At 51.5% G+C, this 14,995-nt stretch carries 13 protein-coding genes, 1 tRNA gene and 1 pseudogene; 8 read left to right on the top strand and 7 right to left on the bottom strand.

From position 1 onward, the window contains the following. Positions 1–53: 53 nt before the first annotated feature. Positions 54–1,121: an NAD(P)H-dependent glycerol-3-phosphate dehydrogenase gene (locus PP769_RS04585; protein ID WP_312645687.1), complete on the top strand. Its 1,068-nt coding sequence runs from the start codon at positions 54–56 to the stop codon at positions 1,119–1,121. Continuing rightward, positions 1,118–1,888, top strand: coding sequence for a nickel pincer cofactor biosynthesis protein LarB (gene larB, locus PP769_RS04580; protein WP_312645685.1), 771 nt, complete (start codon positions 1,118–1,120; stop codon positions 1,886–1,888). The genes PP769_RS04585 and larB overlap by 4 nt, the downstream gene beginning before the upstream one ends. On the opposite strand, the gene PP769_RS04575 is transcribed toward larB, so the two are convergent. Continuing rightward, complete coding sequence (locus tag PP769_RS04575; protein WP_312645683.1) at positions 1,854–2,645, bottom strand: hypothetical protein; 792 nt, start codon at positions 2,643–2,645, stop codon at positions 1,854–1,856. The genes larB and PP769_RS04575 overlap by 35 nt on opposite strands. A gap of 602 nt (positions 2,646–3,247) precedes the next feature. Between PP769_RS04575 and larC the strand changes: the two genes are divergently transcribed. Genes larC through pheT form a run of 6 tightly spaced genes read left to right on the top strand, consistent with a single transcriptional unit; the run spans position 3,248 to position 10,924 of the window. Continuing rightward, positions 3,248–4,477, top strand: coding sequence for a nickel pincer cofactor biosynthesis protein LarC (larC, locus tag PP769_RS04570; protein WP_312645681.1), 1,230 nt, complete (start codon positions 3,248–3,250; stop codon positions 4,475–4,477). Between the two features lie 7 nt (positions 4,478–4,484). Beyond that, positions 4,485–5,510 (top strand): 4-hydroxythreonine-4-phosphate dehydrogenase PdxA, encoded by a 1,026-nt coding sequence (gene pdxA / locus PP769_RS04565; RefSeq protein WP_312645679.1) that lies wholly within the window; start codon positions 4,485–4,487, stop codon positions 5,508–5,510. Between the two features lie 16 nt (positions 5,511–5,526). Next, positions 5,527–6,975 (top strand): 16S rRNA (cytosine(967)-C(5))-methyltransferase RsmB, encoded by a 1,449-nt coding sequence (rsmB, locus tag PP769_RS04560; RefSeq protein ID WP_312645678.1) that lies wholly within the window; start codon positions 5,527–5,529, stop codon positions 6,973–6,975. A 2-nt stretch (positions 6,976–6,977) separates the two neighbouring features. Continuing rightward, positions 6,978–7,652 (top strand): ribulose-phosphate 3-epimerase, encoded by a 675-nt coding sequence (gene rpe / locus PP769_RS04555; protein ID WP_312645677.1) that lies wholly within the window; start codon positions 6,978–6,980, stop codon positions 7,650–7,652. A gap of 8 nt (positions 7,653–7,660) precedes the next feature. After that, a complete protein-coding gene (pheS, locus tag PP769_RS04550; protein WP_312645676.1) occupies positions 7,661–9,220 on the top strand; it encodes a phenylalanine--tRNA ligase subunit alpha in 1,560 nt (519 codons plus the stop codon). 9 nt (positions 9,221–9,229) lie between these two features. Continuing rightward, complete coding sequence (gene pheT / locus PP769_RS04545; protein WP_312645675.1) at positions 9,230–10,924, top strand: phenylalanine--tRNA ligase subunit beta; 1,695 nt, start codon at positions 9,230–9,232, stop codon at positions 10,922–10,924. On the opposite strand, the pseudogene rplT reads toward pheT, so the two are convergent. The 6 genes and pseudogenes from rplT to PP769_RS04510 form a co-directional block, all read right to left on the bottom strand. Beyond that, positions 10,921–11,291 (bottom strand): annotated as a pseudogene (rplT, locus tag PP769_RS04535) (50S ribosomal protein L20). The gene pheT and the pseudogene rplT sit on opposite strands and share 4 nt — an antisense overlap. A 27-nt stretch (positions 11,292–11,318) precedes the next feature. Further along, the gene (gene rpmI, locus PP769_RS04530) at positions 11,319–11,513 is read right to left on the bottom strand and encodes a 50S ribosomal protein L35 (RefSeq protein ID WP_312647028.1); all 195 of its coding nucleotides are present in this window, start codon (positions 11,511–11,513) and stop codon (positions 11,319–11,321) included. Between the two features lie 65 nt (positions 11,514–11,578). After that, a complete protein-coding gene (infC, locus tag PP769_RS04525; protein ID WP_376753393.1) occupies positions 11,579–12,097 on the bottom strand; it encodes a translation initiation factor IF-3 in 519 nt (172 codons plus the stop codon). Then, positions 12,094–14,040, bottom strand: coding sequence for a threonine--tRNA ligase (gene thrS, locus PP769_RS04520; RefSeq protein WP_312645672.1), 1,947 nt, complete (start codon positions 14,038–14,040; stop codon positions 12,094–12,096). The genes infC and thrS overlap by 4 nt, the downstream gene beginning before the upstream one ends. A 117-nt stretch (positions 14,041–14,157) precedes the next feature. Beyond that, positions 14,158–14,232: transfer RNA gene (locus PP769_RS04515), tRNA-Val, on the bottom strand. Positions 14,233–14,311: 79 nt separating this feature from the next. Continuing rightward, positions 14,312–14,935: a helix-turn-helix domain-containing protein gene (locus PP769_RS04510; protein ID WP_312645671.1), complete on the bottom strand. Its 624-nt coding sequence runs from the start codon at positions 14,933–14,935 to the stop codon at positions 14,312–14,314. Positions 14,936–14,995: the final 60 nt, after the last annotated feature.

Here is a 14,995-nt window from a genome sequence, read left to right as displayed (position 1 = left end):
GCCAATGCGCCATCTCCACCGTCATTCATGAATCATCTTTGTCAGGAGACACCGTGACACCCTCTTCCTTTCGCGTCCTCTCTGTAATTGGCGCCGGAGCCTGGGGAACGGCTTTGGCTCACCTACTGGCCACCAAAGGATTCAGCATCCGCTTATGGGCACATGAACCTGAGGTGGCGGAGACCATACAACGCACCAGAGAAAATTCCTGGTATCTCCCGGAGGTGGTCTTACCTAATTCCATCCAGGCCACGATCAGTCTTCCGGATTGCGTGCAGGGCACGGATGTCATCCTGCTCGCGGCACCATCTCATGCCATGGCCAATATGGTGAAGCAACTCAACCTGTTATTAAAGGAACCCCTTCCCATCATCATTGCCACTAAAGGCATTGAGGAAGGCACGCTGCAATTAATGAGTCAGGTGGTCGAAAGTCACCTCCCTGCCGTCTGGCATCCGTTCATCACCATTCTTTCCGGGCCCAGCTTCGCATCCGAAGTGAGCCGTTGGAAGCCCACCACCATTTTACTCGCCGGGCGCGATTTCAATCTGGTCAATGGTCTGCAACAAGCCTTCATCACTCCACAGTTTCGCGTGTATGCCGGACGGGATATGATCGGTGCGCAACTGGGCGGTGCCTTAAAAAATGTCATGGCCATTGGCGCCGGCGTGGTGGATGGGCTGGACCTCGGATCTAACGCGAGAGCCGCTTTAATCACCAGAGGGCTGGCCGAAATGATCCGGTTGGGCCGGGCCATGGGCGCCGATGTCGCCACCTTTTATGGGCTATCGGGGTTGGGAGATCTGGTGCTCACCTGCACGGGGACGTTGAGCCGGAATTACCAGGTCGGCATGCAGTTGGCCAAGGGCGCGAATATGACCACGTTACGCACAACCACCAGAACCGTGGCTGAAGGCGTTCCCACCAGCCGGGCTGCCATGGCGCTGGCTGAACGTTATCACGTGGATATGCCCATTGTGCGCGGCGTGTTTCAAATGTTGTTTGAAGGGCGCAATCCCCGGCATATTGTGACAGATCTCATGTCGCGATTAGCGAAAGGCGAAACTGATGGACTTTTTTCCGCCAGCACCGCCACTTTTGGCCCCAGGGCCCATTCATGAATCACGACCGGTTAGCGGCCCTGCTTCAACGGGTTCAAGGCGGACACGTTTCTGTCCCACAGGCCATTCGACAGCTCCGCACTCTCCCGTTTGAAGATCTCGGGTTTGCCTCAGTGGATCATCACCGGTCGCTCCGACAGGGTTTTCCGGAAGTGATCCTGTGCGAAGGCAAAACACCCGCACAAATTACGGCCATCGCTCGACAATTGTTAAAGGCCGGCGGACCGTTCCTGGCGACACGAGTTACGCCTGCGAATGCGCGTAGCCTCAAGCGATTAGCCCGCAAGGCGGTATATCATGAGATGGCCAGAATGGTCTCTCTGTCCGATAGCAAGGGAGACAAGCAGGGGTTGATTCTTGTTGTCACGGCCGGCACCTCCGACATCTCTGTGGCCGAAGAAGCCAAAGTCACCGCCGAAGTCATGGGAAGCCGGGTGCACACACTCTATGATGTTGGCGTCGCAGGCTTACATCGGCTCTTGGAACGCCAGGAAAGGCTTCATCAGGCGCGAGTCGTCGTCGTCGTCGCAGGAATGGACGGGGTTTTACCCAGTGTGGTGGGAGGGTTGGTTGATCGCCCGATTGTCGCCGTGCCCACCAGCCAGGGCTACGGGGCGAATTTTGGCGGGCTTGCCCCTCTCTTAACGATGCTAAATGCCTGCTCATCTGGAATCGGCGTGGTAAATATCGATAACGGGTTTGGAGCAGGCTGTCTTGCCCACCGCATCAATATTAACGGACAAGCGGAGGCTCTTCCCCAGACGTAGGTAACTCAGGAATCGGCTCGCTCAAAGGTTCCGATGTTAGCGGCTCTCCCATTTCAGAGATTATGCTCTCGTCTTTTTCCTCCGGACCACCGATTTGAACATCGGCCTCGGAACCATCGACCTCCTCCGGCTGAAGAACACCCGCAGCATCCAGGGGAGCCTCTTCCTCTGAAAGCACCGGATCGTCGGAAGACTTCAAATCTTCGTCCGTGTTTGGGCCACTCTCTTCAGAACTCTCTCCCTCACGAAGAATTTCAAGTTCTTCCGGAATATCCGGTTCCGGAGGAAGGGGAGGCAACACTTCACCCACATACGCCAACGCTTCGAGTGTCCCGTGGACCCGACGTGACACAATCTTCGTTCGGGGTCCATTCCCCTGATCTTCCATCAACTTGGCCTGGAGTTCATAAAAATACGAGCCATCAGCAACGAGTTGATGGTATTGATCTTTCCCATCCCAGACCAGCTCCACTGGAATGGTGAGATTCTTCCCTTTCGGCTTCAGTTCGTCCACCAATAAACGGTGTGCGACAAAACTCATGGAGCGCCGCGTCGGTGAGGTGATCATGGCAGAGACTTCCAGCACATTGGCTCCACGCAACGAAGACGGCAACTCCACGAGCAGGGTCAACTTCAACCCACTTTTTCCAATGATAAAGGGATCAGGAGAAACCACCACATCAGAAATTTTCACAGGGGAGGTGGCCGGTCCTTTATTTTTTTTTGATTCGGCCTGTTGGGAAAAGGCTAAACCCATGAATAGACTCAAGCAAAAAATTTGCAGCGTTTTCAGAGAAATTTTTAATAAACGAGGCATCTGGTTCCTTATGTGCAAAAACGTGAACTCCATTGGTCAGTCATTGGTCGCTAAATCCCGAGGGATGACAGAACGAAGCAACTTCTAAAAAGTCATGTCATTCGGAGAAAAACAAATAATCTCTCAAAATTGTGAGACCTCCAACCAGGACACAGATCCTTAGGTGATCGTTATTGAGGGCATTCTTCATCATATTGTGCCAAAATTTTCCTCTTCAGACCAATCAAATCCCAGAATTGTCTGACATTTTTTCCTTCGGGCCTTTGCGTGACCGCATTGTCTAGTCCCTTCGGCAAGCCTCAGGACAGGCTCCGCGATTGTGAGTTGCGACCGGAATTGGCGAACCGCACAGGGGCCCCGAAGGGCCACGCCACGGCCAGCATGGTTCTGGGCCAATTTGCCGAAACAAAAGGACCTGTGTGCCCGGACGAAAACCGGATAATTTAAAAATTTTCCTCCCCTTCTCAATGTCTAACTCAGCGTCGCGTTCGGGTTTTTGATATGCTACGGTTTCGCCTTTGAACTTTTTTAGGTGTAGTTTTATGACCAGACATCTTCATATCGATGCGTTTTCGGGTGTGAGCGGGGACATGTTTTTGGGTGCCCTGGTTGATACCGGTGTGCCCTTGTCTGCCCTTGAAAAAGGGCTCAAAGGCTTAGGCATAAAAGGCTATCGGCTTCGCGAACAGCAGGTGATCCGCAACAGCATTAGGGCCACCAAGGTGGATGTGGATATTCACAAAGGGTTCACCAAGCCTTTATCACTTGCCACCATCAAAAAAACTTTAAAGAACAGTCGCCTTTCCGACACCATTCGCAGGCAGGCCCTTCATACCTTCCAACTGCTGGCTGAAGCCGAAGGCAGGGTGCATGGCCAAGAACCGAATAAGGTCCATTTTCATGAGGTGGGCGTAATCGATTCGCTGGTAGATATTGTCGGGACCCTGCTGGGGTTCGCGCATTTAAACATCACAACGGTATCCTTTTCACCTATTAATCTGGGAGCCGGTACTATTTCCACAGCGCATGGGCTGCTTCCGGTGCCGGGACCGGCGGTGGCGCACATGGCCCAGGGCATTCCCATTCTCTCCAATGGACCGGCCATTGAATTCACAACACCGACCGGGATCGCGTTAGTTAAAACTCTCTCCCAGGATTGTAAACCGCTCCCACCCTTAACACCACAAACAGTGGGGTATGGCGCAGGCACGGCCAATCCTCATGGCTGGCCCAATGTGTTGCGTTTATTTGTTGGTGTTCAAGATTCTGACTCTTTGAATCACACCGAACGCATCATTCAACTTGAGACAAACATCGATGATATGAATCCGCAATTGTATGAGATGATCATGGAGCGCCTGTTCGAGGCTGGAGCGCTTGATGTCACCTTGACGCCAACCATCATGAAACGGAGTCGGCCCGGCACGATCGTGACAGTCATCGCGTTCTCACAGAATCTTCAGGCGCTGCAGTCAATCCTATTTTCAGAAACCTCGACGCTGGGAATACGAATTCAGGAAATGGATCGAGCCATTCTGCCTCGCTCCTTCCAAACAATTAGACTGTTGGGTGGTTCTGTGCGTATGAAGATTGCCGGTCTTGGACAGGGCCGTTTTAAGGTCACTCCCGAGTATCGTGATTGTGTCGCATTGGCTGAGCGTACCAGGCAGCCTGTACAAACAATCATCGACCTCGCACACCGGACGGATGTCAGCGCGAAAACCCCATCCACGCGCAAAACTTCTCCTGCCAAATTGGCCCGGCTTAAGTAATCCACGCATGTCCACCACACAACCGACCAAACCGCTACTGGCGATTACCATGGGCGATCCTGCCGGGATCGGACCGGAAATAATTGTGAAGGCTCTCCAGTTGCCGAAAATCTGGCGAATCTGTCGGCCCCTGGTCATCGGTAGCCGGACCATCCTGGAATACACCGCACAATCCTTAGGGACCTCATTGGTTCTTGTGCCGGTGAGCGGGCACGAATCATCCTCCGATTCTCGAATGTTCCGCCGGGGCTCTCTCCCGGTCTTGGATCCCTTTTCCGGGACAGTCCGTCCGGTCAGGCTTGGACGCATCACGGCACGGTCCGGGGATATGGCAGTCAGGTGCATTCAAACAGCCGTCCGGTTGGCCCAGGCCGGTTGCGTACAGGGCATCGTCACGGCACCCATTAATAAACATGCGATGCATTTAGCAGGGCACACGTACCCGGGCCATACCGAAATGTTGGCGGACCTGACGAAAGCAAAAGAATCGGGGATGATGATAGTCGGGGGTCCGTTGAAAATTTTATTTGCGACCACACACCTGGCTCTCCGTGATGTCCCGAACGTATTGAACTCCACCACAATTCTCCGAGCCATTCGATTGGCTCATCAGGGACTCACCCGCTTGTTCCACATTCAGAAACCGCGCATCGGCGTGGCGGGCCTCAACCCTCATGCCGGCGAGAATGGCCTGTTTGGCGACGAGGAAGGCCGTCTCATTCGACCCGCCATTCGGCAAGCCAAAAAACAGGGCATTGCCTGCACGGGTCCTCATCCTGCGGATACCTTGTTCGGCAAGGCGGTACGAGGATCATTTGATGGCATTGTCGCCTTATATCATGACCAGGGATTGATTCCGCTCAAAACGGTGGCCTTCGGCCATTGCGTGAACATCACGGTGGGTCTACCGATCATTCGCACCTCTGTTGACCACGGCACAGCGTATGACATTGCCGGGCAGGGCATGGCCGATCCCATGAGCCTTGTTGAGGCCATTGAAATGGCTGCCAAGTTGGCCAAACATTTCCCATGATTGGCAAGGCGTGAAGATGGGAGCGCGACAATCGACATCCTCCGCCAAACCACCGGCATCTTCGACTGGTCGTGCCTGGAGTGCGAGAAAAATCGCTGCCGCAGCCTTGCAGACAATTGAACGTACCCGGGCTTTCAGCGATGACGTGTTCGATCATATCACTAAAGACCTCGTGGTCGCCGAACGCGACCGGCACCTGGCATTTGAGTTGGTCTATGGAGTGTTACGGCATTACCTCACTCTGGATTGGCGATTAGATCAGGTCTCCCGCAAGCCCATGGTCCGTCTGCCGCTGACGGTCGCCACAACGTTGCGGGTCGCTGCTTATCAATTACTCTATCTCGATCGTATCCCGGCTTCCGCCGCGGTGAATGAAGCCGTTCAGCTCATCCGGAAACAGCCCGGCCACAATTGGTCCGGTTTCGTGAATGCCGTATTGCGCAATCTACTCCGGCAACCTGCGCCGCCCATGCCCGATCCGGCAGTCGACGCCACCCAGGCCCTCTCCATTCGCTATGCGTGTCCGCCCTGGTTGGTTGAGCGCTGGCGACAATCCTTCGGACTCACGCAAGCGGAACACCTCTGCCTACAGTCTATGGGCATTCCGCCGCTAACGATTCGAACGAATACTCTTCAGTGTTCCCGTTCCCAATTGCTTGCCCGCCTTCAATCGGAAGAAATACTTGCACAGGAAACCACTGTGAGCCCCCTCGGTTTGATTTTAAGCAAATGTGGCAGTCCCGGAGAACTGTCCGCCTTGCAAGACGGCTGGTGTTACGTGGAGGACGAAGCCGCCCAACTCATTCCCTTGCTCGTTGACCCTCAGCCCGGCGACCGGGTTCTTGATGCCTGTGCGGCTCCCGGAGGAAAAACCACGCACCTGGCCCAATTGATGAAAAACCAGGGGACCATCGTGGCACTTGATCGTCATCAGGGACGGTTAGATCGGCTCGTATCCAATTGTGGCAGGCTGGGAGTCTCCATTGTTCAGCCTGTTCACCATGATCTGAGTGCATCATCCGAACACGACAGGACAAACCATGCCTCAACGACCCGCCTCCCGGTTCCTGCCGTGCTGGCCCAACCGTTTGACCGGATTCTGCTTGATGCCCCCTGTTCTGCTCTGGGTATTCTTCGCCGACACCCGGAAGGAAAATTAATCAAATCGTTATCGACCATCCAACATGCCAAGGCTCTTCAACGTGAGATTCTGGATCGGGTTTCTGACCTCTTGAGACCAGGGGGAATCTTGGTCTATAGTGCCTGCTCAGTCGAACCGGAGGAGACCACAGAGATTATCTCCGGATTTTGTCAGGAACATCCTGAATTTTATCAGGAATCCGTCACACCTTGGGTGCCCGCTGCCGGGCAATCACTTATTACTGCCCTGGGGCATTTGTGTACGGCCTTTCAGACGTTGAACATGGACGGATTTTTTGCGTGCCGGTTGAAAAAAACTGAATAACAATGCCAGTCACACCTTTAATCTCTCCTTCAATCCTTTCTGCTGACTTTGCCCGGCTAGCAGAAGCCGTCCAAATGGTGGAAGCAGCCGGTGCGGATTGGATCCATGTGGATGTGATGGATGGCCATTTTGTTCCCAATTTGACGGTTGGTCCGCCCATGGTAGAAGCGCTTCGCAAGGTGACCTCCTTGCCGTTAGATGTTCATTTGATGATGACAAACCCGGATGATTTCATCCCTGAATTCGTCGATGCCGGAGCCGACCTGTTAACGGTGCATGTCGAAGCCTGCCCACATTTACACCGTACGGTGCAGTCTATTAAGGAACGACAAGTCAAAGCCGGAGTGTCCTTGAATCCGGCGACGTCCGTTACTAGCGTTGAGGAAATTCTTGGTGACGTGGATTTAGTCCTGGTGATGTCTGTGAATCCCGGCTTTGGAGGCCAACAATTTATCTCATCCAGCCTGGATAAGATCCGGCGAATCCGGACCATGATGAACAATTCGCGCAGTTCAGCACATTTGGAAGTGGATGGGGGAGTCAACCTGACCAACGTGGCGTCGGTGATTCAGGCCGGTGCGAATGTTCTGGTTGCCGGTTCCGCCATTTTTGGCAGCAAGAATATTCCTGAAACCATTCGGCAGATGCGAACTGCAGCTCAGACCGTGATTGTCTAATCGGGCCCATGAATTCCCCAAATAATACCGACAGCCTACATCCTCTCGAAATTCAGGTCCTCCGTGAACTGGGGAAATATCCTCAGCCACTTTCAGACCTTCAACTTGCCAGCCATACGGAGCTAGCCCCCTCACAAGTCAGTATGGCAGTCGGGTGGCTGCTTACGAAACAACTGGTGAGCCTGTCGTCCGAAACCACGACGACCTATGTCTCCCTTACCACGGTCGGTGCCCAATACCACCAGACGAACTCCTCTCCACTTGAGTGGATTCTTCAGACGGTGAAGAGTGCCGTTCATGACGGCTCATCCCCTACCGTGAAGGACCTGCAAGGCACAGGGAAATTCCAACCCTCCGAGCTAAGCCGGGCGATCGGGATTCTCAAGAAAGAAGGCGTCCTTCAGATGGGTGCAGGGGGAGTGCTGGAAATAACCGGCAAGGATAGTGACACCATGAGGGACTTGCGAAGCCTGCTTAATCAGGTTCAGGAAGGTGCACGACCCCTGGATTCGTTTGCATCCGGTCACCAGACATTGCTTCGCCAATACGCCGTCAAACGCGGCAATACGCAAGAACCCTTTCGTATCGATGATCATACCGAACGGACCTACGTCCTGACAGATGAGGGCCGGAATCTTCTGCCTCATTTACGGGAAGGAGCCGCCCAGGAAATTTCTCAATTAACCCCTGAACTCTTAAAAGACGGATCCTGGCGTCACGTATCCTTTCGCAAATACTCCATCAACCTTCGCCCTCCTCGCCTGGCGGTCGGCAGACGGCATTCCTATCGGGAATTTCTGGATACCGTGAAGTACAAGCTCACGAGCATGGGATTTCAGGAAATGCGTGGCGAACTCATTGAGACGGAATTTTGGGATATGGACGCGCTTTTCATGCCTCAATTCCATCCTGCTCGTGCCATTCATGATGTGTATTTTGTCAAGAATCCCAAGATGGCTAAGAAAATCCAAGAGCCATTTCTCAGCCGGGTAGGCCAGGTCCACCGGGATGGGGGAACGAGCGGATCGAAAGGGTGGAAATACGAGTATGACCCTGAGCGGGCGAAGCGCCTAGTCCTCCGCAGCCAAGGCACCGCCGTTTCCGCTCGGACATTGGCACAAAATCCCCCGGTTCCCGGCAAATTTTTTTCTATTGCCCGGTGTTTTCGTTATGACAATGTCGATGCCACACATGCCACGGACTTTTTTCAGGTGGAAGGGATTGTGCTTGGCTCTGATATCAATTTTCGAACACTCTTGGGACTCCTGCAATTGTTCGCCACGGAAATGGCACAAGCCAAAGAGATTCGATTTTTTCCGGCTTATTTCCCGTTTACCGAACCCTCGGTGGAATTGCATGTCCGTCATCCCAAACTTGGGTGGATGGAATTGGGGGGCGCCGGCCTTTTCCGCTCTGAAGTCACCATACCCTTAGGGGTGACGGTTCCGGTTATTGCATGGGGACTCGGGTTGGATCGAATGGCCATGATCGCCCTTGGGATACAAGATATTCGCGATTTATTCACTTCCGATCTAGAAGCGGTTCGCAATATGCGCCGTCATTTTTAGCTACGCCCCATGCCAACCATTTCCATTTTCCAAAAAGATTTCTGTGGACTTGTCGGTCGTGATGCCTCCATGTCCGACATTGAACAATGGATGCCCTATGTGAAAGGGGAGGTAAAAGACGTCTCACAGGAGGCTGGTGAAGTGCGCGTGGAACTTCAAGATACCAATCGGCCTGATTTATGGTGTGTGGAAGGGATCGCCCGACAAATTCGATCGGTGCTGAATAAAGGGATGCCCCCATACTCATTTTTTTCGGAAAAAAGGGGCGCGAAACGGCGGATTCAAGTGGCCCAGGGCATGGAAGCCGTTCGACCCTATGTCGCGGGTTGCGTCTCGTTGGGATATGCCATGACGCCGGATGGCCTCAACCAGTGTATTCAAACTCAGGAAAAATTAGCCGACGCTTTTGGACGAAAACGTGAAACCGTATCCATAGGCCTCTATCGTGCCTCCGCCATTGCCTTTCCCGTCACGTATGGCCTCGTGAAACCGGATGAGATTCGATTTACGCCATTGGGATTTGAAGAAAAAATGACCCCTCAGGAAATCCTCACCGTCCATCCTAAGGGCCTGGAATATGGATCAATTCTCGCTGGATGCGAACGGTTGCCGCTTCTTTGGGATTCAGATGGACAGGTGTTGTCCTTTCCTCCCATTATCAACAGTCGGGAGCTTGGTGAAGTGCAAATAGGAGACACCGACTTACTCGTGGAAGTCACCGGAACCGATTTAAGTATGGTTGTCTTGGCCTTAAACATTTTTGCCTGCAATTTAGCCGATCGTGGGGCCACCATCGAATCACTCGACATTAATTATCCTTACAAAACTGATTTCGGCACGACCATTAAAACCCCACTGAGCATGAATCAATCGCAACGGATTTCCATTGAGGCCATTGAACAGGCCTTGGGAATGCCACTTGGTTCTGAGGCTATTCAGGAGGCCCTTGCTTCTTATGGATATCAGGTGAAAGCGACCAGGCAGTCCGTATCCGTCACCTTACCCGCTTTTCGAAACGATTTCATGCATGTGATGGATGTCGCGGAAGATGTGGCCATTACCCGAGGCTATGAATCGTTTTCTCCGATCATGCCACAGACCTTCACCGTTGGAAGTCTCTCGATGGAAGAACAAATCAGCGATCGCATGCGGGATCTTTTGGTCGGATTTGGATTTCAGGAAATTTTTTCCAATATCATGGCTTCCCATCAGGAGTTGGTGGACAGAATGCGGATTACGGACACTGATTATGCGCGCCTGGTAGAAGTGGACAACGTCATGTCCCAAACCTATGCCTGCCTGAGACCTTCTATTTTACCGTGCCTGCTTAGGGTGGAAGCCCTCTCGCCTCGTGCCTTTTATCCCCATCTCCTATTTGAAGTTGGAGAAACCGCTCAACTGGATTTGGAGGCCAATGTGGGTTCTCGTACGACCCTGTCCGTTGCTGCGATTAGCGCCAATTCGGGAGCGAATTTTTCAGAAATTCATAGCTATCTGGATTTATTAATGTATTACATGGCGTGGCCCTACGAACTGGAGCCAGTCACTCATCCCTCATTTTTAGAGGGACGAGTCGGCCGAATCCGTTGTGAGGGATATGCGGTGGGATATATTGGAGAGTTCCACCCGGAAGTACTGGAAGCCTGGCAGATCGATATGCCGACATCCGGGTTTGAATTCGAGATCAGAAAGCCGGAAGCTTAGGCAGTGACGGGTTGTCCGTCTCCCTTGGTGAGGGACACAAGATGAGAAAAGCCTTGAGGATCGTGAATCGCCATTTCTGAAAGCATTTTTCGATTTAATAACACATTGGCTTTCTTCAGCGCATTCATGAACTGACTATAGGTGACTCCTTGCGCGCGAACAGCTGCGCTGATCCGGGTAACCCAGAGCTGCCGGAAATTACGTTTTCTCTCTGTTTTCGTCCGGTGTACGCATAGGCTTGCCCCTTATCAACCGATTCGGTGGCAGTCCGGAAAAGTTTACTTTTTCCTCCATATTGGCCACTCGCCAGTTTGAGCCGCTTTTTCCGGCGCTGTCGAGTTTGTGGCCCACCTTTTACCCTTGGCATGACACGTTCTCCTTAAATTTTGAAATGTTACTTATAAGGGAGCAATCGAGACAGTGAGGTTCGGTCTTCTTTTCTGACCTCTGCTGGACCGCTTAGTCTGGATTTTACTCCAGGTGCCTTGGAAGTGAGGATATGACGCATTCCAGCCTTCCGCCGCATCCACTTGCCAGAGCCGGATCGCTTGAATCGCTTACTGGCTCCTGAGTGATTTTTTAATTTCATTTTTGCCATTTCTTATTTCCTTTTCAACGACCATCAAATTGCCGGTTTTTTCTCAACTTAGCCCATTATTTTGGCGCGACCACCATGTAAAGATTCCGGCCTTCCATTCTAGGAGGGCTTTCAATATTTCCGGCGCCCTTTAACTCCTCAATAACCTTCTGAATCGCTTTGAACCCAAGCTCTTGATTGGCCATTTCTCGACCGCGGAACATAACCGTAACTTTGGTCTTATTCCCTTCTTCCAGGAAGTCCCGTATTTGCCGGACTTTCGTCTCCATATCGTGCTTGTCTGTCCGAGGCCGAAATTTAACTTCCTTAACCTGGGTGGATTTCTGGTTAAGTCGCATGCGATGTTCTTTTTTGCTCTGTTCATACTTAAATTTCCCATAATCCATAATACGGCAGACCGGAGGGTCCGCGGTAGGAGCCACTTCCACCAAATCATATCCAATTTCCCTCGCCTGCCGAATCGCCTCCGATGTCTTCAGGATTCCAAGTTGTTCACCTTCAGCCCCAATAACCCGGACTTCAGGATTTTTGATGAAATGATTAATACGTTGTTTGGGTGTCACCGGACGAGTCATTCGAAAAGTAAAGAACCCTTCCTAACAGCCTCGGGCATGTCTTCCCGAATTAGCGTCACCAAATCGATAATAGGCATCGTTCCCAAATTTTTTCCGTTCCTTTGTCGTACCGCAATCATCTTTGCTTCAGCTTCCCGATCCCCCACGACAATCATGAAAGGAATCTTTGCCTTTTCAGCCTCACGGATTTTAAGGCCAATCTTTTCATTTCGCAAGTCTAAGACGACGCGACAGCCTTCCTGACGAAGATTTTTTTCCACCTCTTGAGCATACCCTTGATGTTTTTCTGAAATTGGGAGGACCGCAACCTGGACAGGGGCCAACCAGGCCGGAAATGCACCCCCAAAATGCTCAAGGAGAATCCCGAAAAATCGTTCAATCGATCCTAATAAAGCCCGGTGAATCATGATGGGTTGATGGGTTTTTCCATCATCACCCACATAGGTCAGGCCAAACCTCTCGGGATTATTGAAATCAATCTGCACCGTTGAGCATTGCCAGGACCGGCCTAAGGCATCCTGAATTTTGACATCAATTTTAGGCCCATAAAAGACCCCTTCCCCCGGATCTTCCTGATATGTATAGCCTCCGTTTTTCAGCGCAGTTTCCAGCGCCAACGTCGCTTGATCCCATTGATCGATCGTCCCCACAGCCTTTTCGGGCCGAGTGGAGAGAAACATCTTGAATTCCGTAAATCCAAAAGTCCCCAGCATACTCGTAATAAATTTCAGGACCTTTTGGACCTCTTCGCCCAACTGGTCAGGGCGGCAGAATAAATGAGCATCATCCTGAGTAAATCCCCGAACCCGCATCAGGCCATGGAGGACTCCGGAACGTTCGTACCGGTAGACCGTTCCCAATTCCCCGTAGCGGATAGGCAGATCACGATAACTGCGCAAATGTGATTTATACACCATGATATGAAACGGGCAATTCATGGGCTTCAGCTGATATTCACTGGACTCGACAGGCATGGAGGCGAACATATTTTCTTTGTAGAAGTCCACATGTCCGCTGGTTTTCCATAAATCCAACCGAGCAACATGCGGCGAATAGACCAACTCATACTGATTGGCTAAATGTTGTTCCCGCCAAAAATTTTCAATCAACAGACGGATTTGTGCCCCTTTGGGGTGCCATAAAATAAGACCGGGTCCGGTTTCGTCCTGAATACTAAATAAATCAAGGTCTTTCCCGAGCTTTCTATGGTCACGGCGTTTGATCTCCTCCAAATTATCCAAATGAGCCTGCAAGGCTTCGTTAGAGGGAAAGGACGTGCCATAAAGCCGCTGCAACATGGGATTTCGTTCATCCCCTCGCCAATAGGCTCCTGCACTATTCAGAAGTTTAAAGGCTTTGACATAGCCCGTAGCCGGCAGATGGGGGCCACGACAGAGATCGACGAAGTCCCCTTGAGTATAGGCAGACACCGGTTCACCATCAGGAAACCCTTGAATAAGCTCTACCTTATAGAATTCACCACGATTTTTAAAAAATTCAATGGCCTCTTCCTTTGAGAACTCACGTCTTGAAACCGAAAGATTCCGTTTGATGATTTCCAAAGCCTTGGCTTCGATCTTTTCTAAATCTTCCGGCGTGAACGGGCGCTCAAAGGCAAAGTCATAAAAGAAGCCTTCCTCGATGGCCGGACCAATCGTTAATTGGGCGGAAGGAAAGCATTCCTTCACCGCTTGGGCCATAATATGCGTACTACTGTGCCGATAAATTTCCTTTCCTTCTGGAGAATCAAACATCAAGGGCTGCAAGATAGAATCGTTTTCCAGGGAAGCCAGGAGGTCTATTTCCACGCCATTGGCCTTCACGGCCAACACCTCAGGCGGCACGGCTCCCTTCAGCTTCTCTAGTGCCGCTTTGGCCGAAATCCCTTTGGGAAGAGCCTGGCTACTTTTTTCGCCTTCCAGTGATACCTTGATAGATTCCATTAGAGTAAAAACACCTAAAAAGAAAAGGATCTACATTCCGTGTTGAACGCAAGAAAAGGCACCATCCCCTCAAATAAGGAAGCTGGATACCTGTCAGGCTTTATTGGAGAAAGATAATGGTAGGCGCGGGCGGTATTGAACCGCCGACCTCTACCGTGTCAAGGTAGCGCTCTCCCCCTGAGCTACGCGCCTATATCTTACCGGCCATATGCTAGACTGCATTGCAGGCCTTGTCAAGAAATGGTTTATTTTTCAAGGGGAAAGGGAAAGACTATTCCAAAGAATCCGATTCGGTCTTCTTGCGTTTCCCGGCAGTAGATTGCTTTAACTGATTGACGGAGATTTGAAATTCTGTAATCTTTTTCCTGAGTGTATTGCGATTAAGTCCAAGAAGACGAGCTGCTTTAATCTGATTGCCATGCGTTTCCCGTAAGGCGAGTTCAATTAATGGCCGTTCAACAGCCCTCATTAAGGTGGGATAGAGGTTTTTCCCTGAGCCGACATTCATCGCTCGAACAAAATCCCCCAGCTTTTTTTCCACATAACTGGCCAGGCTCACATCTTTCGGATCGATAGCTCCCTCTTCCGATGGTTGATCTCCCATAACCTGCCGGATCTGATTCATGGTGCTCCAGGCAGGCAAGGGTCCGGCATAAATAAACGTCTTGGACAAATTTAATTGTCCATTCAGTGCCGACAAGGCAGGAAAAAATTTCTTTCCGGACTCATCCAGAATCACGCCGGTAAATTGTTGAGAGCGCATGGCCGCTTCTAGGGAAGAGCAGTCATCCACTACCGTAATGGTGTTCTGAAGGTCAGGAACTTGAACCCGCGACTTGAGATCGGGATCCTGGGTTAACAGAGCAAACCGTATGTGAGAAGAGTTTAAAGACACGTTATTTGGGTCAGGTGAAATGGAAGCGAGGATTATGTCGGAACATTATTTAAAAATCAA

Source organism: Candidatus Nitrospira allomarina (assembly GCF_032050975.1).
In the GTDB taxonomy this organism is placed as follows: Bacteria; Nitrospirota; Nitrospiria; order Nitrospirales; family UBA8639; genus Nitrospira_E; species Nitrospira_E allomarina.
Note: the sequence above shows the minus strand (reverse complement) of the source record. Positions and strands in the feature narration are given on the sequence as shown.

Coding starts and splice junctions, on each gene's coding strand:
- larB (WP_312645685.1), top strand. CDS start 1,118: ATGAATCACGACCGGTTAGCGGCCCTGCTTCAACGGGTTCAAGGCGGA.
- rpmI (WP_312647028.1), bottom strand. CDS start 11,513: ATGAAATTAAAAAATCACTCAGGAGCCAGTAAGCGATTCAAGCGATCC.
- pdxA (WP_312645679.1), top strand. CDS start 4,485: ATGTCCACCACACAACCGACCAAACCGCTACTGGCGATTACCATGGGC.
- PP769_RS04575 (WP_312645683.1), bottom strand. CDS start 2,645: ATGGGTTTAGCCTTTTCCCAACAGGCCGAATCAAAAAAAAATAAAGGA.
- larC (WP_312645681.1), top strand. CDS start 3,248: ATGACCAGACATCTTCATATCGATGCGTTTTCGGGTGTGAGCGGGGAC.
- pheT (WP_312645675.1), top strand. CDS start 9,230: ATGCCAACCATTTCCATTTTCCAAAAAGATTTCTGTGGACTTGTCGGT.
- rpe (WP_312645677.1), top strand. CDS start 6,978: ATGCCAGTCACACCTTTAATCTCTCCTTCAATCCTTTCTGCTGACTTT.
- infC (WP_376753393.1), bottom strand. CDS start 12,097: ATGACTCGTCCGGTGACACCCAAACAACGTATTAATCATTTCATCAAA.
- pheS (WP_312645676.1), top strand. CDS start 7,661: ATGAATTCCCCAAATAATACCGACAGCCTACATCCTCTCGAAATTCAG.
- thrS (WP_312645672.1), bottom strand. CDS start 14,040: ATGGAATCTATCAAGGTATCACTGGAAGGCGAAAAAAGTAGCCAGGCT.
- rsmB (WP_312645678.1), top strand. CDS start 5,527: ATGGGAGCGCGACAATCGACATCCTCCGCCAAACCACCGGCATCTTCG.